The sequence below is a fragment of the Paenibacillus apiarius genome (assembly GCF_017052585.1).
Lineage (GTDB): Bacteria > Bacillota > Bacilli > Paenibacillales > Paenibacillaceae > Paenibacillus_B > Paenibacillus_B apiarius.
Genome location: NZ_JAFFHZ010000001.1, coordinates 613,536 through 634,407 on the forward strand (window position 1 = coordinate 613,536; position 20,872 = coordinate 634,407).

Consider the following 20,872-nt stretch of genomic DNA (forward strand, 5'->3'; position numbering starts at 1 on the left):
TCTGATTCGGCTTTTTGCCGAACATTAAAAATACACCGCCATTTCAGACAACATCAACTGAAACAGGGTGTATTTCCGTGGCTTACAGCGGAATGCCTTGCTTGTACTGCTTCACTTCCGCAGGAGATGCATATACGTAATGTCCAGGTTTGATCTCCACCAGTTCGGGCTGCTCTACATCGTAGTTATGAATTTTCGGATTATAGTAAATCCGCTTGCGGTTCCGCTCGTGATGCGGGTCAGGCAGCGGTATGGCTGACAACAGCGACTTCGTATACGGATGCAGCGGCTGTTTGTACAGTTCGTCGGCCTTGGCCATCTCTACTATTTTACCGTTATACATGACGCCGATTCGATCGGAAAAATATTTGACGACCGACAGATCATGCGCAATGAACAAAATCGTCAATCCCAGCTTCTTCCGCAATCTGTTCAGCAGGTTCAGCACCTGTGCCTGAATGGATACATCCAGCGCCGATATCGGCTCATCTGCGATAACCAAATCAGGGCTCGTAATCAACGCTCGCGCAATGCCGATCCGCTGTCGCTGGCCCCCGGAAAATTCATGGGGATAACGGCCCGCATGCTCTTTTGTCAGACCAACCGTCTCCAATATGTCATAAACCATATCGAGCATCTCTTTTTCATTGCTGCACAGCTTATTGATTTTCAGACCTTCTCCGATAATTTCCTTAACTGTCATGCGCGGATTCAGAGAAGCGATCGGGTCCTGGAAAATCATTTGCATACCGCGCGTGACTTCTTTTTTCATTTCTTTGGTCAGCTCTCCGGAGATAAGCGTGCCGTTAAAATAGATCTCTCCGTCTGTAGGCTCGTACAGACGGATTATCGTTCTGCCAGTCGTTGTTTTGCCGCAGCCCGATTCGCCAACGAGACCAAATGTCTCCCCTTTATAGATCGTAAAGCTGATATCGTCAACAGCCTTCAACACCGTCTTTTTGCGTCCGAAGCCGCTGGAAAAGTATTGCTTTAAATGTTTCACTTCCAAAACCGGCTGTAATGTCGAATTCATCATTTCATCGCACCAGCCTTTCGGTTTGCTGCGCAATACGCCGCTTCAGCACATCGGGAAGCTCCACTTTGGGCGCATTCGGATGGAGGAGCCACGTTGCCGCATAATGCGTCTCGCTTACCCTGTACATCGGCGGTTCTTCCTCATAATCGATTCGCATCGCATAGCGGTTGCGCGGCGCGAACGCATCTCCCTTGGGCGGATACAGCATGTTCGGAGGCGTGCCCGGAATGACAAGCAATTCGTCTGAAGAGCTCGTATCCAGATCGGGCATCGACACTAACAGGCTCCACGTGTACGGATGCTGCGGATTGTAAAAAATCTCGTCCACCGTACCATACTCCACGATTTTTCCCGCATACATAACCGCCACCCGGTCAGCCACATTCGCGACGACGCCCAGATCATGAGTGATAAAAATGACCGAGAGCTTGCGTTCCTTCTGGATTTGCTTAATTAAATCCAAGATTTGCGCCTGAATGGTCACATCCAGGGCAGTCGTTGGCTCATCGCAAATCAACACTTCCGGATCGCAGGCAAGGGCGATGGCAATGACGATCCGTTGCCTCATCCCGCCGGAGAATTGAAACGGATACTGCTCAAAGCGCTTTTCCGGATCGGGAATGCCCACCGCAATCATTAACTCCAGCGCTCTTTGTTTGGCTTCTGACTTGCTGACGTTGCGCGCTCTTAGCGCCTCCATAATTTGCTTCCCGACTTTCATGACCGGGTTTAACGATGACATCGGATCTTGAAAGATCATCGAAATTTTGGAGCCTCTAATTTGCGTAAACTGGCGCTCCGTATATTGAGTCAGATCAGCGCCGCGATAAATGATATTCCCCCGTTCAATATTGGCATTTTTGGACAAAATGCCAACAATGGCTTTGTTGGTTACCGACTTCCCCGATCCCGACTCGCCGACGATAGCCAACGTTTCTCCTTTGTGCAAATCGAAATCGACTCCCCGTACGGCATGCACTTTACCGGAAAACGTATTGAACGTAATATGCAAGTCGTTCACCTGCAAGATTGCTTCGTTGTTCGTAGTCATCTTTCCCCCACCCCGCTCCTATTCTTGGCCTCTTAATGTCGGATCGAAGGCATCTCGCAAGCCGTTCCCGAACAAGTTAAACGACAGCATCAATATCGAAATGACGATCGCCGGGAATAGCGTCAAATGGGGATGCTCCAGCAGCACTTTCTGTCCTTCTGCCAACAATACCCCAATCGAAGGCTCGGGCGCACCGAGCCCCAGTCCCAAATAAGAGAGGAACGACTCGGTAAAAATGGCTCCCGGGACGGCAAAAGTAGCTTGCGTAATGATAGGTCCAATGGCGTTCGGCAAGATGTGCCGGAAAATGAGCAGCCTGTCTTTGGCTCCCATCGTTCTAGATGCCAATACATATTCCTGACCTTTGTATTTGTAGAACTGGGCCCTGATCATGCGGCTCATGCCGATCCATCCGGTAATAATCATCGCCAATATGAAGGGGAGTATGCCCGCGCCCAAATACATGACGAATAGGATAACTAACACTAACTGCGGAACACCGCTCAAAATTTCGATAATGCGCTGCAGGACCATATCAACGGTACCGCCGTAGTAGCCAGATATCGAACCGTATGTGATCCCAATCAGCACGTTTATCGTGACGGCCATGAATCCGATCAGCAAGGAAATGCGCGTTCCTTTCCAGAGACGTGTCCATTGATCGCGTCCTAGAGCGTCCGTCCCCATCCAAAAATAGGTGTCTTTCGCTCCTTTTAATTCATACATATCTACTTTGGCTTTTACCATCGGTATTTTGCGGCCGCGGTAATCCATGTCGTATTCTTCCATCACTTTGACGATACTGCCTTTATATTTCTCTTCCAAACTTGTTTTCTTAATGTCCATCACTTTCGTGCCATCCCATATGCCCATCTTTTCGATTACCGGTACGCGCGGCGGCAATAAAGACCATTCAATATGCTGCTCCCGATACGAAAATGAGCTCAATAACGGAGCGATAATCGCCATTACAATAATCAGCCCGATAAAAAAGACGGCGACAAAGGACGCTTTATTTTTCCGGAAGCGCAGCATGGCGTCTTTGAAGAAACCGATGGCCTTGCCTTCGAACTTCTCGTCCGCAATCTGCTTTTCGCTCTGCACAAGCTCAAACGGGTTGTGTTCTCTCTTGTTATCCGTTTCCAATTTCATCATTTCTTCCCTCCCATCCGAATCCGTGGATCAATAATGCCGTAAGACAAGTCTACGACCAAAATACTGATCAGACCGATCAAGGAATAAAAGAACATGACGGCAATCGTAAGCGGATGATCCAAGGCATTGATGGAGTTAACCGATAAAGAGCCGAGACCCGGCACGCTAAATATATTCTCAATGACAATCGCTCCCGATAAAATCGAGAAAAACATCGGAATAATGATGTTGGACAACGGAATGAAGGAGTTGCGAATCGCATGGCGCAGCGTCGCCTGCATTTGTGACAGCCCCTTGGTTCTAGCCAGTAGCATATAGTCCGAATTCAACGCCTCGCACAATTCAGCACGCAAATAACGGGTAATGATGGCGATTTCACCGAAGGACAAAGCTAGTATCGGTAAAATCATGGATTTAAATTTCGTCCACGTCAAAGCCTGTTCGGTTGAAAGCAGAATCGGCACCAGCTCCCACTTGAACGCCACGATATACTGAAGCAAAGCTGCAATAACGAAGGAAGGTACCGATATAAACAGCACAACCATCATATTGAGAGTGTGATCGGTGGCAGTGTTCTTCTTCAAGGCGGCCCAAATGCCGAACATGATGCCGAACGGCAGCGTAAATAAAAGCGCTAAAATATTGAGTTGAATCGTAATCGGAAGCTTGTCCTTGATGATATCGAAGACGGGCACCTTCGGTTGCACCTTAATGGAGTCGCCGAAATCAAAGGTCAGGAAATCTCCTAAGAAATATACATATTGAACAACTAGCGGCTTATCCAAATGGTACTTCGCTTCAATGCGTTCCTTAATATCCACCGGCAGCATCGGATCACTGATTATACTGCCAGGCATCGAATGAACCAGAAAGAAAAGCAGACTAATAATCAAAAACAAGGTGATTGCCATGGCAACCAATCTTTGCGATATGTATCGTAGCATGGGCCTGAAGCTCCTTTTCGCAAATTCGGAGACCTTGCGCGGGCTGAAGCACGCTCAAGGTCTCTGACTGTCATTATTCCAAAATGTTCACTTGCAGCGGTGCAAATTTGACAACAGGGAAGTACTTCCCTTTCGCTTTCAGATCCATCCGATCTTGATACAGCACCGCGTTGTTATTTTGGAATAATGGAATTTGCGGAACGAAGTCCAGCAGCATCTTTTCCATCTTCACCAATGCGTCCAATCTTTCCTCCGGCTTCAGCAGCAGATCCCCGGTCGCCGTTCGCTTCTGCAGCTCATCGAATTCAGCGCTGCTGAAGCGGTGCGAACGGTTCGGGAAATCCGTTCGCCAAGCCTTCATGCTGGACCACGGATTGAATGGATTCTGGGTAATAGAACCGATTCCCAATTCAAAGTTGCCGTCCCGATAAGAGTCATAAGCTGCTGAAGGCGGCATCGCTCTTAATTTAATATCGAGCTTATCTTTGCCGAACAGGTTCTCATACAATTCTTCCGTCACTTCCGCCGTGCGTTTCATCGTTTCCTGCGCGTCGAAATAAGTCAGTTCAATCGTAATTTTCTTGTTGCCATTCGCTTGGTATGCTTTTTCGAAATATTCCTTAGCCTTCTCCGGCTCATACCCGGTTCCCGGCGGAATATTCGCCTTGGCCGCTTCCGTTTCGCGGTATCTTTGGCCATCCTTATAGTCCCCAACTATGCAAATGGTGGAGATATAGTACGGAGCCGATTTAAAGGTTTTAAATATGCCTTTCGATAATTTGTCACGGTCGATCCCATAATACAGCGCTTTGCGCAAATCGTTGTTGGCCAGAATCGGGTTCTTCTTTGATTCCGTATTTACATAAAATCCCCATACGCCTTCTGCCTCGGTGTATACAACCCTTGGATCTTCGCCATATTTATCAAATTGTTCCCCGCTTATCGAGACATTTTCGATTTCGCCCTTCTCCCACAGCTGCATGCGCGTAGAGCTTTCCGAGACGACTCTGCTTTCGATGCGGTCGGGCGTATAGACTGCGGCCATCGGAGCATCTGGATTTTTTTCAAACACGCGGTATTGATCACGAACCCATTCCGTTAACCGATACGTGCCGCTTGAGGGAACCTGCTCCAGAGTGGTCCCGTAAGTCGTTTCACTGCGGTCTGGCTTCATCCCCGCTTCGTACAGCTGTTTATGAATGGGAGACGTAGACGTGCTGCCGCTTTTCGCAAACACGGAGTAAACGTCGATTTCCGGCATTTCTGTCTCCAACACAATCTCCAGCGTCAAATCATCTTTCGCTTTAATGCCAACCTCTTCCCACTTAGCTTCGCCTTTGAAATACTTGTTAGCGCTTACAACAGGGATGGTGTCAAATAGTACAAACGCATTTCGGTTGGCCAGCTTCGGATCGAGCAGCATTTGATACGAATATTCATAATCTCGCGCCGTAATCGGCGTGCCATCCGTCCACTTGAGGCCCTCTTTCAATTTGAAGGTCCACACTTTGTTATCCGTGGTAGCTGGCAAATCGGCGGCATGATTGCTTACGAATTTAACATTATCTGAAGTCTCATCATAAATGAGATCTAATAAATTCCCATTTATATATTCAAGTAAGGTGGACGTTTCCGAGCTGTCACTTGTATGCGGGTTGAACGTCTCTGCGGACAGCCCAGAAAATCTTACCACGGTTGGTTTGTCCGAAGGCTGCTTCTGCTCGGCAACGGCGTTCCCCTTGTCCTCCTTGCTTTCTTGACTGGCGTTATTTCCATTTCCGCTGGTGCAACCTGTAAACGTCAGCACCATCATCATGGCCAAAATAACCAAGAACGGTTTTTTTGGCTGCTTCATAATATCCCCTCCTAATAATATTGTTGTTTTATGTAAATTTGTGTGAGTAACAATGGAAATGAACATGCGGACAACCGCATAAATTGACAAGCTGTTAATAATCGTAAAAATTCGTCAGATGAAGCCAATCTGTAGCCATCATGTTAATTGTCTAGGTGGAATATTAGGTCAATAGCCGAGAAGCGGGAGAAAACTATCGAAATTGCGCCATGGTAAGCCACAGGAAGCATACTCTCGAGGTAATATTTGGAACGCAATTATTTAAAATCCTATCAAAGTCCCTGATTGTAGTCAAGATATAAATATGTGCGCCGGCAGGGGGATATTGCTAAAAATGAGGGCTGGCAGGAATTTTGCATCTATTTGGCGAATGTGTTCGAAAAAGCGCGAATAGCAAGATGCCTCTTACCTGCCGGGACAAGCAAAGATGCTGCATCAACAGAGCGTCATACAAGCGCCGATAAAGGAGCCGGAGAATGAAACGACTATTGCTCATCACCGTTTTGTTTACAGTTGCCTATACGGTTTATAACAGCCACTACCCGGTTATCGTAAATCTCTCGAATTCTTTTTTTATTTGCGGGCTCATCTATTTGTTTATTGCGTTGTTCAGTTATGTGCGGAATATCGGTTTCTTCAAAACGTTGAGCTACCATCTGTATCGAAAAAGACAGGCCGACAAGCACAATGACGTCCTCAATGCTTCAGACGCCACACCAGAGCAGCATCGGCAGAAGAAGATTGCATTACATGAATACACCGCTCACCTCGGCCAAAATAAGTGGTCAAACAAATTATTTTATTTGTTCTCCATTCCGTTGCTGCTCTGCTCGTGCGTTTTGGCGTTCGCTTCGATGTAACTATGCGGCGAATAGTTCGGTGCTAAGACAGCCCTCAGACCATGCAGGGTAACTTAGTAGAAGTCCCCGGCACCGCTCTTATCAGGGCCGGAGACTTCTTTGTCATGCATATAGACGCTTGTTAGGTCGGGCATGAGGAAGTGCAAAAGTACAGCTTAAAACATAAAATAGTCCTTTTTGGATTCAGGAGACTGCAAAAATGCAGGTGAAACCGCCGCTTTCCATCTATCAAGCCTCATTTGGCGCATATGGAATGCACTTTTGCAGCAGAATCTGACAATCGCAGGGGAAACGATGAATTGAGATGTACTTTTGCAGCAACGACCGCATATTGCAGTCATACTGTTCTGCAAATTATCGCTCTTGCTTCAGCTTCCACAGCGCCGGCACGTTCGGCGGCTCCCAGCCTTGCAGCGAGGTATGGCTTTGCACACATTTATACACTGTGCCGTTGTAGGCCACTTCATCATTTAATCGATAGGCGGTTCCTGCTGACCAAGCTCCCGGTCCGGACTGCTCATCTGTCGTCACCTCGATGGACGCGCCTTTCGATACGTTGCCTGCGGCATCATAAGCGGTCACGGTGAAATGATACGCCGTGTTCGGATTCAATCCCGTGATGTCCGCAGACGGGGCGCTCACCTTCGCGCTCTTGGAGCCGTACACAACCGTATAGCCTGCGATCCCGACGTTATCGGCGGAAGCAGTCCAGCTCAAGCTCACGCTGGTCGATGTTTTCCCCGTCACCTGCAATTGCGAAGGCGCGGTTGGAGGCGTTTCATCAACGTCTGCAGAGGTCGTGACCGCTACTGCATTGCTCGGTCCGGACAACTTGCCTGCCGCATCTCTGGCTTTAACCGTGAACGTATAAGCCGTGTCTGGAGTTAACTCTGTTACGGTATGATTTGTCGGCTGGACCGCTGTCAAATAGCTTCCGTTTTTGTACACCTTATAGGCCGCCGCTTCCGCCGACGCGTTCCACGCAAGCGACACGCTGTTCGCCGTTACCTTCGCAGCGCGCAATTGGTCTGGGGCCAACGGAATTGGCGGGTTTGGCTTCGTTCCATCCAGATACGCCCGGTGTTTCTCGGAAAATTCGAACTTATTGAAGCGGTCCCAGTTGATGGACCAAGTCATCAAGCCTCTTAACCCAGGATACCCCGCTGCGTTACGCAGCTTGTAGCGTCCTCCGAACGATTGTCCCTTCATTGCGTAATCAAGCGCCTTATGAACTTCGGACACTGGCGTAAATCCGCCGCCTGCATTCACATTCGCAGGCAGACCGATGACTACTTGATCCGGTCGAAGCGGCGCAAAAAAACGATCCTGTTTTTTCGCCACCGGGAATCCTGTCAGCACCATATCAACCATCGCCACATGAAAATCAGCATCGCCCATCGCATAATACGTATCATCGAGCGCCGTAATGGAGCCGGAATTGTAATGCTGCACCTGCAACCAATCCAATATGTCGCGCAATCCCTCAATGACCGGCAAATAAGCGCCCGCCCGATTATCTGCGCCAGTTGCGTTCCCGCCGTAGAAGCTATAGCCTACCTGCACGAAGAACGTTTCCGGAGCCATCGTCACCATGAACGAATCGCCGAAGTGACTATGCAAGTCACGCACGGCGGCAATCAGATTAGCAATGACGGGAGTCGTCGGATGACGGAAATCGGAATCTCCCGGATTCAAGTAGAGAGAGTGGCCTTCAAAGTCGATGTCCAATCCGTCAAAGCCGTAAGCGGAAATGATGCTTTTCATCGATGAGACAAAGTTATTGCGCGCCTGTTCCGTCTCCAACTGAACCTGACCGTTCGCCCCGCCAATCGAGATGATTACTTTTTTGCCTTGGCTCTGCAAATATTTCACGTCCGCCTTGAAATCGGAATCCGTATACTTGTAAGGCGCAAAGCCTATCGTCCCTCCTTTCGGGCCGTTGGACGGTTCTGCGAACGCCACGTTGATGACGTCAAAATTGGGCGACACGTCACGCAAGCGGATGAAACCGGAACCGTTGTCGAAGTTATGCCAATAGCCGACGATAATCTTTTTGTCTGCAGGAAGCGAGGCCGAATGACGATCCGCCGCCGATTCAGCCGGTTCCAAGACCAAAGGCGGCATATTGCCGCCCCCGGTACTATTTGTTGCTGCGGAGCAATCTCCGACTGCTTTCCACACGCCCCACTCGCCGCTTTGATCCGGACGATCGCCTTGGGTCCACCATTTGGCCTCATAGATTTTCCCGTTATAGGAAACTCGCTGTCCGCCCGTGTACACGGTATTCTCTCCCCAGGCCGGAGCGGAGCAAGAGGTGCCCCCTCCTGAATCAGTCGCCACCTCTATGCTCGTGCCGGGCGAGATGTTGCCGGCCGCATCTGTTGCCGTAACGGTGAATGTGTAAGTCGTGGCGGGCGTCAGGCCGCTGATGGTTGCAGTCGTGCCCAATGTATTCTTGCTCCCGGATGAGTATGTTATTGTATAACCCGTCACTCCGACGTTATCCGTGGATGCCGTCCAACTAAGGCTCACGCTCGTTGCGGTTTTTGCGGTCGCGATTACATTCGTCGGCGCGCTTGGCGGTGTCGTGTCGTTGCCGCCACCGGGGTTTCCGCCTTGCAGATCGCCGGTCAGCTTATTCAATAACACCTTATTGCGATCGCTGCTATAATCCCAGAACATGGCGCCGCCCAGCTGCTTCGACTTGATGAACGCCGTTTTATGTCCGAACGATTCGACGTCATCATACGTAATGAAGATACCATTCGAAGGATTATACAAATAAGGGACTTTGGCTGCGTCGTTCCAATAGCGTGTATAACCGTTACGATTAATATAATTGCTCGCCAAGTCGCTATAGTCGAAGACGCCTTTCTCCCATGTTCCTACATTGGCCGTATCTGCGCATTGTTGATATTGCCCATTGCCCGCATTCCCGCATCCGCCCCAGCCGCGGCCGTAGAACGGGACGCCCAGCACGATTTTATCGGCCGGAACGCCGGCATTGATATGTCCTTGCACTCCAGCTTCGGCATTGAACGACGCGGCATCGGGGACGCCTGCAGCGGCAGCGGCCGGATCGTAGTAGAGCGGTGAATTGTGGGCGCTAATTTTTTGCCAGCCGCCGTTGAAGTCGTACGTCATGATATTAATCCAATCGACGACTTTGGCGATTTCGCCGAGCTCTGTGTTGTTGGCAAATGTCGGGCTCGCCCCGGATGCTATTGTCAGCAGATAAGCCTTGCCGTCGGCCGCTCCGGCCGTATCTAGCTTAGCGCGGACCGCCTGCAGCAGCAGCGTGAAATTGTGTTTGTCCTCCGGGCGGGCGCTGTTGCCCTTCAAGCCTCCTCCAACCGGGTATTCCCAATCCAAATCGACACCGTCGAATTGATATTTCCGCAGGAAATCAACGGCCGAGTTGGCAAAATTCTCTCTCGTCGCCGCACTCGCCGCCACGTCTGAGAATCGGTTGGACCACGACCAGCCGCCTACTGAAATAATTGTTTTCAAGCGGGGATTCGTCAGCTTCAATTTGTTTAGCTGCTTGATGTTGCCCCGTATCGGCTCATCCCACGTATCGCCGGGGAAGCTCTTCTGGACATCGATCCACGGGTCGCCCAGGACGATGGTGCCGTTCGGAGCATTTATCGTTCCCTTCTCATCCTGACACGGCCACGTCTGCGGATTCGGACCCGTCGGCTCCGGGTTGCCGTGAATCCCGTTCCAACAAATGTCCGCAAACGCATAGTTGACATGCGTCACCTTGGACACATCCATATCGCTAACTTGATAATTGCGGCCGTACGCCCCCCAGGAAGGATAGTAGCCCACGACTTTATACCCTGTCCCTGCAGCGGCCTCCTCCGCCTTCACAATTCCCGATCCCATTGCAGCAAACGGCGTAAACAACATCAATACAGCAAACGCAATAACAGCGAATTTGCGCACCCAAGCTGCCTGCAAATGCATTCATCAATTCCTCCTGTCCCATAATAAAATGACATGCCGCCAATTCAGCCGGCAATCCGGAGGAATGCCGTCCAACTGGCCGCACGGTCTGACAAAAGTTGTGACGCTTGGCATCACCTCCTTGCAATGAGAGTGAAAAGGCAAATCGCTTAAACTAAAAGATGTGCGCTACGAATGGTGCTGCATGTTGAGGGGAAAGGAGAGTACGTGAAGGATGCGAAGATTTGAAAGTCCGGAATCGTCAAAACGGCAAAGCTGATATCACAACTAATTTACTTAGAGAACAGGCTGTAATTAAAGGGATAACATTTTACTATGAGGGGGAGATTACTCCACAAGATTCGGAACGCTCGATTTCAGCGCAGGACACGATTACAAAGCAAGCGCTCCGTTCCAGTGCATGGACACCATTCAGAGCGAGCTCTCCATTCCAGTGAATGGATACTAGCACCCTCGATGTTCTTTTTCTCTTCAACTCGTGTTAACTGCTTTCGGGTACAGAATGTGGGAGCCACGGAGGTTATGCTTGCTGTACAACGATTCTCGCCCTATCTGATTCAATGGGAGAATGGAACAAAGGATAAAAGGATAGATACCTGCTGATGCATGCATATAAATAAGCGGTCCATTTCCTATCGCCTCTTCCCCCTTGCCTCTCTCTGCATTCACCGCTCCCAATACCGAAAACATTGGATAGCATCCACTGACCACCGGCAAACCGCACGGCAAAAAGCCCGGCCAACCGCATTCATGCAGTCAACCGGGCTCTCACAGCGCTTGCCCGAGTTCGTCGTCCAGCCCGCTTCCCTTATTGAGAAAGGCGAGTAGCCAGCTCGTACAGCTCCATATTGAATTCCTTCTTCGTATTGACGACCAAATCGATATCCGTCGCCACCAGCTCGCCTTTGATAATGCCACAGCCTTTGCCGGATTCGCCTTCCATCAGCTTGCGAACCGCGAAGTCGCCAAGACGGCTTGCCAAGATGCGGTCAATCGCCGTAGGCGCGCCGCCGCGTTGAATGTGCCCGAGCACCGTTACGCGCGGTTCCACCGTTGGGCAGCGTTCGATAATGCCTTGCGCGACATCTTCTCCACGGCCTACACCTTCGGCCACGATGACGATGCTGTGGCGTTTGCCGCATTCGAAGTTCTCCTTCATGCGCTGCGCCACCTCATCGATGCTGAACGCCACTTCCGGCACGAGAATCGACTCCGCACCGCTTGCCAGACCGGCATACAGCGCGATATCGCCGCAATGGCGTCCCATAACTTCCACGACGGAAGAGCGTTCATGCGAACTCATCGTGTCGCGAAGCTTGTTGACCGCATCGACGACAACGCTGACCGCTGTGTCGAAGCCGATTGTGTAGTCCGTGAAGGAAATATCATTATCTATCGTACCAGGCAGCCCCATCGTCTTAATGCCAAGCTTGCTCAATTTGTTGGCGCCTTGATAGGAACCGTCTCCACCGATGACGATCAGGCCGTCGATGCCGTGAGCGCGCAAAATTTCCGCGCCCTTTTGCTGGCCTTCCGCCGTTCTGAATTCTTGACAGCGTGCCGATTGCAAAATCGTACCGCCGCGTTGGATAATATCACCTACGCTGCGAATATCCATCGGGCGAATATCTTGATTGATAAGCCCTTGATATCCGCGTTGAATTCCATATACTTCGATACCATTGTACAGCGCCGTGCGAACCACCGCGCGGATAGCAGCATTCATTCCTTGAGAGTCTCCGCCGCTTGTCAATACGGCAATCTTTTTTACAGCAGTCATGTTGTTTCCTCCCTCTAATCCTCAATACATATGTTTACGTATCCAGCGGCTGTTCATCCAAAAAAACAATCGCATCAGCGGACTATTTCTCATTAATCGCTTGGATACGCTCTTCACTTCTTCTTGTTCTCTCACTTTGGAATCGGATAGATATAGAGCAAGGAGCCCTTCGATAATCATACGGTGAAAGCGTCCTTCCGGCAGTGAACTAATTCGCACCGTCGCAAGTTCTGCAATGTGGCCAATTCGCTCCACCACTTTGCCCTGCCCGTCGTAATAATTACAAAAATTCAGATCCCCGCCGACTCTGTCTTCTTCTTGGTCAATCAAGTAATCAAGCAAAATGTGCAATCCGCATACGTAAGGAAAATAAGCCTCGCGAATTTGCTCCACTTCCCGATTCGTCAACTGCTCGTCCGCCGCAGCCAGGAACAACTGAAACACGCCGAGTGTGGACCCCGTTGCCGCCGCAAACTCGTTCCATGCCAGCTCCGGATATTCGGCCTCATAGGATTGCCACCACGTGAGCAGCGCGTCTTCCCGCTTGTCGGGGTGAATATGCTTATAGACTTGCAGATCGGCATACAGCCCGACAAGACGCACAATGCTTGACTGTGCGACCGCGTAGCCCGGCAGTCTTGCAATACAGGTGCGGCATTGCTCCACTAACGCGCACAAATAACCGCCATCGTCCTTATCTTCCCTTAACGCATAATAATCCTTAAGCGGCTCCTCCGGCTGAACCGCATCCAGCATTGACTGGTGCAGCAATCGAAAATCATCCGGATCCATAGAAGTGCTGCGATCACACAGATTGTCCAAATAATCGCTAATCGTCTGAAATGCCACAATGAGCGGAATTAACACATCACGCACCTCTAACCGAGCTGCAGCATACACCGCACCGCCTTCACAGTGAAATTGCTTGCCAGCAATGCTTGCCAGCGCCTGCTTGCGCAATTCCTCATTCGGTATAAGTTCCGCCCGCTTCTGCCATGCCGACAATGCGGAACGAACTTCCGGCAGTATGTATTTATATACGCGGTACATGAGCCCGAGCGGCTCTTTCGGAGCAAATGTACGGCGTTTACTTTGCTGGTTCAAGGATAACCTCCGTTCTCCATCGGTCTAGCTGTGAATGCACTCATTTTAGCCACAACTATTATATTACGAAGTGACAGTTTGCACAAACCTTCTGATGGCTTCTTTATTAGTGGTGGATTTTGGCATCCATCTCTTGATGAATGTTGTACCACAAATGCAAATCATTAATGATGCTGGCCAGCTCGGCAATCTCTGAATTGAGACAGCAAGAGGCTTCGAATTGCTCCTCGTCATACAGAGCATTCTGCTTGGCTACGATATCCCGCTCCAACGCCTTTATCCGGTCCGGTATCATTCCCCGAATCTCTTCCCATTTTGCCAAAATCGCCGATCTTTCATCCCAATGGAGCGATTCCCAAGCGGCATGCAGAACCGGCACTTCAATGCCTAACCGGCCGTCCCATTCAAACACAACATTCCCCATGCTGACAACCCTCTCTTATAAAATGAAGGATCTGCCGACGCCGACCCGATGTAGACTCATTATAACATGAATCTTGTGCCTTATTATTCAAGGAAAGCAGCGTTCCTCCTGCCAGAAGCATGCTATACTATACCGTAATCTTTTTCACAATCTAACAAGATGGTCAAGACCGCAGAGGAGGATCTCACAATGCTGCACACAGCGCAGAGAAATAATGACGCAAACTGGCTGCGCGCTTTTACGTTCACGATTTTTATGACGACCTCTATAGTCGTCTCCTATTTACCGCTGTACTACAAAACGCTTGGCTTCACGAGTGTGCAAATTGGAATGCTCTATTCCATCGGGCCGCTCGTATCCATCGTATCGAACCTATTCTGGGGCGTAACCAGCGACAAGCTTGGCACCGTTAAAAAAGTGCTTATCGTGCTGCTCGCAGCCCAAATCGCGCTGTCTGTCGCGTTGAGCCAATTCTCTTCCTTCGGCGCGGTTGTCGCCATGTTGATTTGTTTTTATTTTTTTTACTTTCCAATCTACCCGCTAAGCGACAGCTTTGCCATCATTACGGCCCAATCTCAAGGCAAAAGCTTCATCGGCATCCGCGTCTTCGGTTCGATCGGCTTTGCCGTATCCGCCATCGTCTTCGGCATGGTGCTGCGTTCCGTGGGCTCTCAATACAGCGTATGGGCCGTCGTTATGTTAGGGGCGCTTTCCCTTGTACTGGCCTTCTTCTTGACCGATAAGCGCGCCACGTTGAAGAAAATGGAGTTTTCCGGATTATGGGCCGTCTTGAAACAGCGGGAAGTCGTGCTGTTCTTTCTGTTTGTGCTGCTGCTTGCGATAGCCCATCGTTTGAACGAAGCGTTTTTAGGCTTATCTCTCTCCCTGTTGGGAGCGGATGAATCGTTGATTGGCTGGGCATGGATGCTCTCGGCGTTAAGCGAAATCCCCATCTTCTTCTTATTAAATGCATTCGGGGACAGGTTCAAGGAATTGCCGCTGCTCGCCTTCTCCGGACTTACTTACGCTATCCGCTTTCTACTCGTGGCATATATGCAGAATCCGGTGGGAATTGTCTCCACCCAGTTAATGCACAGCGTATCGTTCGGCATTTTTTATTTTGTAGCCGTACGCTATATTAGCCGCATTATTCCGGATGAATACCGTTCAACGGGGCTCGCGCTCTATACGATCGTCTGGTCAAGCATCGCCGGATTGCTGAGCGGAACACTTGGCGGCGTGCTGCTGGAAGCATACGGAAAAGATACCGTCTACCGGGTCGGTGCGATCTTCGCAGTCGCCGCTTGTCTCGGGTTCATCATGCTGGCGCTTCAATCCCATTATGCTGAAACGGGCTCGCGGCGGCCGATTCGGCGCAGACGTTGAATCATACGACACAGACGTATGAGACGCATTAAGCATGTATTAAGCCTCGGACGGTTTCGTTGCAATTTTCCATCGGTACCGTATAATAAGGGTAGGTCTTAGTACAAGGTCTTAATCTATATGATTACAATCTTCAATTGTGCAACCAATATTTTACGATAGCTCAGGCTGCTTAAGGCAACCTCGGCGGAGGGATCAGACATGACAACGTATGAAATCATGAAAGAAGTCATTCACGAGCGCCGCAGCGTACGGCGTTATGAGGACAGGCCGGTAACGGCCGAAGATGTGAAGGAGCTTATCGACTGTGCGCGATATGCGCCGAGCGACACGAACTCTCAGACGTGGGAATTCATCGCGATCTTGAACCGAGAATGGATTGCCCGGATTGAACAGCTTACGTGGGATGCCCTGCATAAGCGCGCAGAACAGGCCGAAGCCCAGGGCCTGGCGAAGGAAGCCCGTTTGCTTGTCAAATCGTTCGGCCCGTACGCAACCGCTTTTTCCAATGCGCCTGCGCTTATCATATGTTTGGCGTCGCCGTATACGTCCAAATTCCGCGAGCGCATATTCGACCCGATCGGGCTCGTGCCATCCACGGTGTGGGATGAAGAAGGCATCAAGAGCAGTTGCCTGGCGATTCAGAACTTGATGCTCGCGGCGCATGCCCGTGGCTTGGCGAGCTGTCCAATGACCGGTCCCGTTCTCTTGGCCGACCAACAAATCAAAGATATGCTGGACATTCCGGAAGATCGTCAGGTTAACATGGTGCTTGCGCTTGGATATCCTTCAGATACGCCTGCGAAGCTGCCACGCAAGCCAGTTGAAGACATTTTGCGCATTATCGAATAGAGGATTTGCTTTTAATCACGCTCGAATGAGGACTTATCCCATTCACTGCACAAGCCCCTTCGTCCTTTCCAGCCGGAAAGAGCCAAGGGGCTTGTCTATGATTACAGCTTCCGCAATACATTACTCAACGGCTCTTCCCTGGCCGCAATCCCCCCATGAAGCTGGCGGAATTGAGCGGGCGTCATTCCTTCCTGCTGCCTGAAACGTTGAATAAAATAGCTGGCATGCTGAAATCCGACCTCGTTGCCGATTTCACTGACGGACAGTTCGGACTGGCTCATTAACAATTGCTTTGCTTTGCGGATTCGAAGCCGATTCACATATTGAAGCGGCCGACATCCCATCGAGCGGCGAAATAACGTGCAAACATACTGCGGAGAGATGTGGATTCGATCCGCCATCTGCTGCAGCGTCACTTCCTTCATATAATGCTCATGAATCCAGTCCAACAGAGGGGCCAGCAATTCAATCCCCTGCTTCGGTTGTCTTCCTGCTTTACCGGTATCCGCCCAGCCAGAGCGAGCCCATGCCATCACCAGCTCATAAGCGAGCGCAGACAACACAGTCCCTTGCCCGTATGCGGAATCGCTCAGCAACGCAAGCGCGCGCCGGATCGGCTCCATTGTAATATCGGGCGATCTCAACGTCATATGCGTCGACTGGCGGATATTTACCGCAGACAGCAATTGTTGCGCCAATGCGCCTCGAAAGCCGAACCAATAGATTCCCCATGGCTCCTCCACGGGCCTGTATTCATGAGGAACGTCGGGAAACAGGAGTACGCCTTGCCCCGAACGAATCTCAATCGGATCCCCATGCCCTTCCCAGCGGAATACTCCCCGTCCCGAAGTGCATTGCAGCCATTGGTAATCAGGATAGCCATGTGGCCGGTCAATTTCGGTCTGGTTGTTCCAGCTCCCCACCGTGGTGACGATAAGCGGCAATGTCCGTTCCTTATCGGTAAGCATAGGGAAGTGCAAGCTGTCCATCGCTTCCCGCTCCTTTCCTTCGCTGGCAATATTCCAAATAAATTGTTTCATATCTTTATATGTATTATAAAATCGTTAGATTGAAAACCATCAGAATACCGTCCTATCATATAGACAGATGAAAAATTATGTTCAAATCGTTATATCGCCGTGCCGTATTCATAACATGACACGATCATAGGAAAGGATGATGAAGATGACAACCACTCATTCGAACGCACATCCTGCACAACCTTCTGCGTCCGCATCGATCTGGCAAGACGAAACCATGCTGCATCTGAATCGGTTGGAGCCCCGCGCTTACTTTATTCCGCACGCGAACGCGACTGAAGCGCTCACATATGAACGCGGAGCCTCCCCATACTTTCAGCTGCTTAACGGCGAATGGAAGTTCCGCTATGCAGAGTGCCCGGAAGACGCTCCGCAGCACTTTTACGGGCTCGATTACGATGACGCGTCATGGGAGCGCATTCCGGTGCCTTCGAATTGGCAGATGAAGGGCTACGGCAAGCCGGAATATACCAATGTGCTGTATCCATTTCCCGTCGATCCGCCGCATGTGCCCGATCATAACCCGACTGGCTCTTACCGGCGCGCCTTTTGGATAGGCGAACAGTGGTCCGGCAAGCGAATCGTGCTGCGTTTTGAAGGGGTGGACAGCGCATTCCACGTGTGGGTGAATGGCGAACATGCCGGTTATAGCCAGGGCAGCCGCGTCCCCGCCGAATTCGACATTACTCCGCTTGTTCATCCGGGCAGGAACCAGATCGCCGTACAAGTATACCAATGGTGTGACGGAACCTATTTGGAAGATCAAGATATGTGGTGGCTGAGCGGCATATTCCGCGATGTCTGCTTGCTTGCTTTTCCAGGCACACATGTATGGGATTTTACGGTTCGGACGCCGCTGTCCGATAATTATCGGCGGGCCGCGCTTGAGGTAGATGCGACCCTGCGCAATGATCACGCGGCGCCTTCCGTCAACAGCCAACTGCTGCTCACGTTGCTCGATGCCAATCTGCAGCCTGCCGCCCGTGCGGCATCAACGCCGCTTGCCGCCATTGCCGCGGGCGCGGCAAGCACAGTCAGCTTTGCGGTCGAAGTCGAAGCGCCGCAGCTCTGGACTGCGGAGACGCCGTATCTGTATCACCTGCTGCTCGAGCTTCGGGATGAGCACGGCCAGATTCAGCAAATCACCGCCCAAAGAGTCGGATTCCGTGAAGTGAAGTTAGCCGATGGGAACCTGCTTGTTAACGGGAAAGCGATTATGTTCAAGGGCGTCAACCGTCATGAGTTCCATCCTGACTTGGGCCGGGCCGTTCCGCTTGCTACGATGATGGAGGATATTCGCATCATGAAATCGTTCAATATCAATGCGGTACGCACTGCGCACTATCCGAACGATCCGCGCTTCTATGAGCTGTGCGATCAGGCTGGCCTCTATGTCATCGACGAGGCGGACTTGGAAACGCACGGATTCCAACCGGGCGGATACTGGGCGCAGCTCAGCAATGAGCCGAGCTGGCGGCAGGCTTATGTCGAACGAATGCAGCGTATGGTCATTCGGGACAAAAACTTTGCAAGCGTCATCATGTGGTCGCTCGGCAACGAATCCGGCTGCGGACCGAATCATGCCGCGATGGCGGAATGGGCGAGCGGGTACGATCCGACCCGCGTCGTGCATTATGAAGGAGACTGGGAAGACATGCTCGGCCTCGGTATCGTCTCAAGAATGTACACGGCGGTCGATGAGGTGGAGACTATTGCGCAGAACGGCGATCAGCGCCCGTTCATCCTGTGCGAGTTCGCCCATGCCATGGGCAACGGTCCGGGCGGATTCACGGAGTATGCCGAAATGTTCTACCGGTATCCGAAGCTCCAAGGTGCGTTCGTATGGGATTGGGTAGACCAAGGCATACGGCAAATTCGGGATGATGGCCGTTCCGTCATGGCGTACGGCGGCGAATTCGGCGAGATGGTGCACGACGGCAACTTCTGCCTGAACGGCTTAGTCGATGGCGATCGCAAGCCATGGCCTGCCCTGCATGAATACAAGAAGGCGATCGAGCCAGTAAAAGTCTACGTGTCGGACAGCGGACAAGGGCAAGGGCAATTCATAATCGAGAACCGATTCGACTTCACCTCGCTTTCTGCGCTTGCCGGAGTATATACGATTGTGGCGGACGGAGCAGTCGTCGCAAGAGGCCCTTTCGATGTGCCGGATGTAGCGCCGCGCGAAAGCCAGCCTTGGACGTGGGACGCATGGGAAGTGCTGGGCAGCTCCGCTCATCGATTGCACGGCAAAGACGTATGGCTGCGGCTGTCGTTCCGCACATGCCGCAGCGAGGATTGGGTGCAGACCGGCCATGAGTTGGCATGGGCCCAATTCCAACTCGAACCGTGCAGCAGTAAGAACATGGCGAAGAACGGCATGACCGAAGCATCCGCTGCCATTGGCGCAGCGCTCTCCTCCACCGCATGCAGCCCCGCAGCGCCGCTCGAAGTGCAAGAGGCCGGAAGCATGTTATCCGTGGAAGGCCGGGATTTTATGATTCGGATCAATCGCCGTAATGGGGCCATTGCCGCGTGGCAATCGCAAGGCGTCGATCTGCTGGCGGGAAGCCCCCGCATCCAATTATGGCGCGCGCTCATTGACAACGACCGTTATACGGTCAAGGATTGGCATCGTTTCGGCTTGCATCGGATGACCGAACGGCTTGAATCCCTTCAAGTCGATGCAGCGGAAGCGGAGCAAGGACGGGTCCATTTGCATGTCAACATCCGGATGGGTGCGCCAACGGTCAAATGGGGAATTCGCTGCCGTCACCGGATTGCGATCCATCATGACGGCTCGCTCACCTTGCAGGTAAGTGCCGTCCCAGAAGGCGATCATCCAGACGTGCTCCCGCGTTTCGGCTATGAACTTAGCCTTCCGGAAACCTTCGGGCACTGCTTGTGGTATGGACGCGGTCCCGGCGAAAGCTATATCGACAGCAAGCAGGCTGCTGCCGTAGGATGGTACGATGCGGCGGTAGATGATTTGATGATCGCCTACGAGAAGCCGCAAGAGAACGGGAACCGCACGGATACACGCTGGGTTGCCTTCACGAACCAGCGCGGGTTCGGCCTGTTTGCGCTAAGCGACTCCTTGTTCGACTTCAGCGCGCACCGCTACACCGTGCAGGATCTTGAGCGAACGGCACATCATGCGGACCTGCTGCCAAGAGATGAGATCATCGTGCATCTCGATAAGGCCCAGAATGGGCTGGGCAGCAACAGCTGCGGACCAAAAGCGCTGCCGCAGCACGAGTTGAAGTGCGAACCGATGTCATTCAAGGTTCATCTTGTTCCTTTCAGCCGGGACGGCGTGTCACCCGAGCAGCTGGCACGCCTGCGGCATCCGGCGGCCGAGCAGCCGGGGCAAGCAGAGTGAGGCGCCGGGTCGCAATGCCTCGTTCCGCTTCCTG

At 51.5% G+C, this 20,872-nt stretch carries 14 protein-coding genes; 4 read left to right on the plus strand and 10 right to left on the minus strand.

The features are described from left to right. Positions 1 to 82: 82 nt before the first annotated feature. The 5 genes from JSQ80_RS02890 to JSQ80_RS02910 all read right to left on the minus strand — a co-directional run bounded on the left by JSQ80_RS02890 (position 83) and on the right by JSQ80_RS02910 (position 6,041). Positions 83 to 1,033, minus strand: coding sequence for an ABC transporter ATP-binding protein (locus tag JSQ80_RS02890; protein ID WP_418888890.1), 951 nt, complete (start codon positions 1,031 to 1,033; stop codon positions 83 to 85). Between the two features lie 4 nt (positions 1,034 to 1,037). Beyond that, positions 1,038 to 2,087 (minus strand): ABC transporter ATP-binding protein, encoded by a 1,050-nt coding sequence (locus JSQ80_RS02895; protein WP_206094278.1) that lies wholly within the window; start codon positions 2,085 to 2,087, stop codon positions 1,038 to 1,040. Between the two features lie 18 nt (positions 2,088 to 2,105). Then, complete coding sequence (locus JSQ80_RS02900; RefSeq protein ID WP_240463508.1) at positions 2,106 to 3,242, minus strand: ABC transporter permease; 1,137 nt, start codon at positions 3,240 to 3,242, stop codon at positions 2,106 to 2,108. Further along, the gene (locus JSQ80_RS02905; RefSeq protein WP_087434884.1) at positions 3,239 to 4,186 is read right to left on the minus strand and encodes an ABC transporter permease; all 948 of its coding nucleotides are present in this window, start codon (positions 4,184 to 4,186) and stop codon (positions 3,239 to 3,241) included. Before JSQ80_RS02905 ends, JSQ80_RS02900 begins: the two co-directional genes overlap by 4 nt. Before the next feature lie 73 nt (positions 4,187 to 4,259). Continuing rightward, entirely contained in the window at positions 4,260 to 6,041 is a 1,782-nt protein-coding gene (locus JSQ80_RS02910; RefSeq protein ID WP_206094279.1) for a peptide ABC transporter substrate-binding protein, read from the minus strand. 476 nt (positions 6,042 to 6,517) lie between these two features. On the opposite strand from JSQ80_RS02910, the gene JSQ80_RS02915 reads away from it, so the two are divergent. After that, a complete protein-coding gene (locus tag JSQ80_RS02915) occupies positions 6,518 to 6,901 on the plus strand; it encodes a DUF3899 domain-containing protein (protein ID WP_206094280.1) in 384 nt (127 codons plus the stop codon). A 354-nt stretch (positions 6,902 to 7,255) separates the two neighbouring features. Here JSQ80_RS02915 and JSQ80_RS02920 read toward each other — a convergent pair whose 3' ends face one another. From JSQ80_RS02920 to JSQ80_RS02935, 4 genes are all read right to left on the minus strand, one after another. Continuing rightward, positions 7,256 to 10,870: a glycosyl hydrolase family 18 protein gene (locus tag JSQ80_RS02920; protein ID WP_206094281.1), complete on the minus strand. Its 3,615-nt coding sequence runs from the start codon at positions 10,868 to 10,870 to the stop codon at positions 7,256 to 7,258. An 808-nt stretch (positions 10,871 to 11,678) separates the two neighbouring features. Next, entirely contained in the window at positions 11,679 to 12,650 is a 972-nt protein-coding gene (gene pfkA / locus JSQ80_RS02925) for a 6-phosphofructokinase (protein WP_087435119.1), read from the minus strand. 21 nt (positions 12,651 to 12,671) lie between these two features. After that, positions 12,672 to 13,754 carry a tetraprenyl-beta-curcumene synthase family protein gene (locus JSQ80_RS02930; protein WP_418888863.1) on the minus strand — a complete coding sequence of 361 codons (1,083 nt, stop codon included), beginning with the start codon at positions 13,752 to 13,754 and terminating at the stop codon, positions 12,672 to 12,674. A 106-nt stretch (positions 13,755 to 13,860) separates the two neighbouring features. Further along, the gene (locus tag JSQ80_RS02935) at positions 13,861 to 14,178 is read right to left on the minus strand and encodes a hypothetical protein (protein WP_206094282.1); all 318 of its coding nucleotides are present in this window, start codon (positions 14,176 to 14,178) and stop codon (positions 13,861 to 13,863) included. A 189-nt stretch (positions 14,179 to 14,367) separates the two neighbouring features. On the opposite strand from JSQ80_RS02935, the gene JSQ80_RS02940 reads away from it, so the two are divergent. Both JSQ80_RS02940 and JSQ80_RS02945 read left to right on the plus strand, forming a co-directional pair. Next, positions 14,368 to 15,564 carry an MFS transporter gene (locus tag JSQ80_RS02940; protein ID WP_206094283.1) on the plus strand — a complete coding sequence of 399 codons (1,197 nt, stop codon included), beginning with the start codon at positions 14,368 to 14,370 and terminating at the stop codon, positions 15,562 to 15,564. Between the two features lie 201 nt (positions 15,565 to 15,765). Further along, positions 15,766 to 16,416 (plus strand): nitroreductase family protein, encoded by a 651-nt coding sequence (locus JSQ80_RS02945; protein WP_206094284.1) that lies wholly within the window; start codon positions 15,766 to 15,768, stop codon positions 16,414 to 16,416. 101 nt (positions 16,417 to 16,517) lie between these two features. Here the strand turns inward: JSQ80_RS02945 and JSQ80_RS02950 are convergent, their stop codons facing one another. Beyond that, positions 16,518 to 17,405 (minus strand): AraC family transcriptional regulator, encoded by an 888-nt coding sequence (locus JSQ80_RS02950; protein WP_206094285.1) that lies wholly within the window; start codon positions 17,403 to 17,405, stop codon positions 16,518 to 16,520. A gap of 196 nt (positions 17,406 to 17,601) precedes the next feature. Here JSQ80_RS02950 and JSQ80_RS02955 point away from each other — a divergent pair, with 196 nt between their 5' ends. Next, positions 17,602 to 20,838 (plus strand): glycoside hydrolase family 2 TIM barrel-domain containing protein, encoded by a 3,237-nt coding sequence (locus JSQ80_RS02955; protein WP_206094286.1) that lies wholly within the window; start codon positions 17,602 to 17,604, stop codon positions 20,836 to 20,838. Positions 20,839 to 20,872 lie beyond the last annotated feature (34 nt).

What these genes read in the sequence shown, in the direction of transcription:
- JSQ80_RS02890 (WP_418888890.1), bottom strand. Translation starts at nt 1,033, where the DNA reads ATGAATTCGACATTACAGCCGGTTTTGGAAGTGAAACATTTAAAGCAA.
- JSQ80_RS02895 (WP_206094278.1), bottom strand. Translation starts at nt 2,087, where the DNA reads ATGACTACGAACAACGAAGCAATCTTGCAGGTGAACGACTTGCATATT.
- JSQ80_RS02900 (WP_240463508.1), bottom strand. Translation starts at nt 3,242, where the DNA reads ATGATGAAATTGGAAACGGATAACAAGAGAGAACACAACCCGTTTGAG.
- JSQ80_RS02905 (WP_087434884.1), bottom strand. Translation starts at nt 4,186, where the DNA reads ATGCTACGATACATATCGCAAAGATTGGTTGCCATGGCAATCACCTTG.
- JSQ80_RS02910 (WP_206094279.1), bottom strand. Translation starts at nt 6,041, where the DNA reads ATGAAGCAGCCAAAAAAACCGTTCTTGGTTATTTTGGCCATGATGATG.
- JSQ80_RS02915 (WP_206094280.1), top strand. Translation starts at nt 6,518, where the DNA reads ATGAAACGACTATTGCTCATCACCGTTTTGTTTACAGTTGCCTATACG.
- JSQ80_RS02920 (WP_206094281.1), bottom strand. Translation starts at nt 10,870, where the DNA reads ATGCATTTGCAGGCAGCTTGGGTGCGCAAATTCGCTGTTATTGCGTTT.
- pfkA (WP_087435119.1), bottom strand. Translation starts at nt 12,650, where the DNA reads ATGACTGCTGTAAAAAAGATTGCCGTATTGACAAGCGGCGGAGACTCT.
- JSQ80_RS02935 (WP_206094282.1), bottom strand. Translation starts at nt 14,178, where the DNA reads ATGGGGAATGTTGTGTTTGAATGGGACGGCCGGTTAGGCATTGAAGTG.
- JSQ80_RS02940 (WP_206094283.1), top strand. Translation starts at nt 14,368, where the DNA reads ATGCTGCACACAGCGCAGAGAAATAATGACGCAAACTGGCTGCGCGCT.
- JSQ80_RS02945 (WP_206094284.1), top strand. Translation starts at nt 15,766, where the DNA reads ATGACAACGTATGAAATCATGAAAGAAGTCATTCACGAGCGCCGCAGC.
- JSQ80_RS02950 (WP_206094285.1), bottom strand. Translation starts at nt 17,405, where the DNA reads ATGGACAGCTTGCACTTCCCTATGCTTACCGATAAGGAACGGACATTG.
- JSQ80_RS02955 (WP_206094286.1), top strand. Translation starts at nt 17,602, where the DNA reads ATGACAACCACTCATTCGAACGCACATCCTGCACAACCTTCTGCGTCC.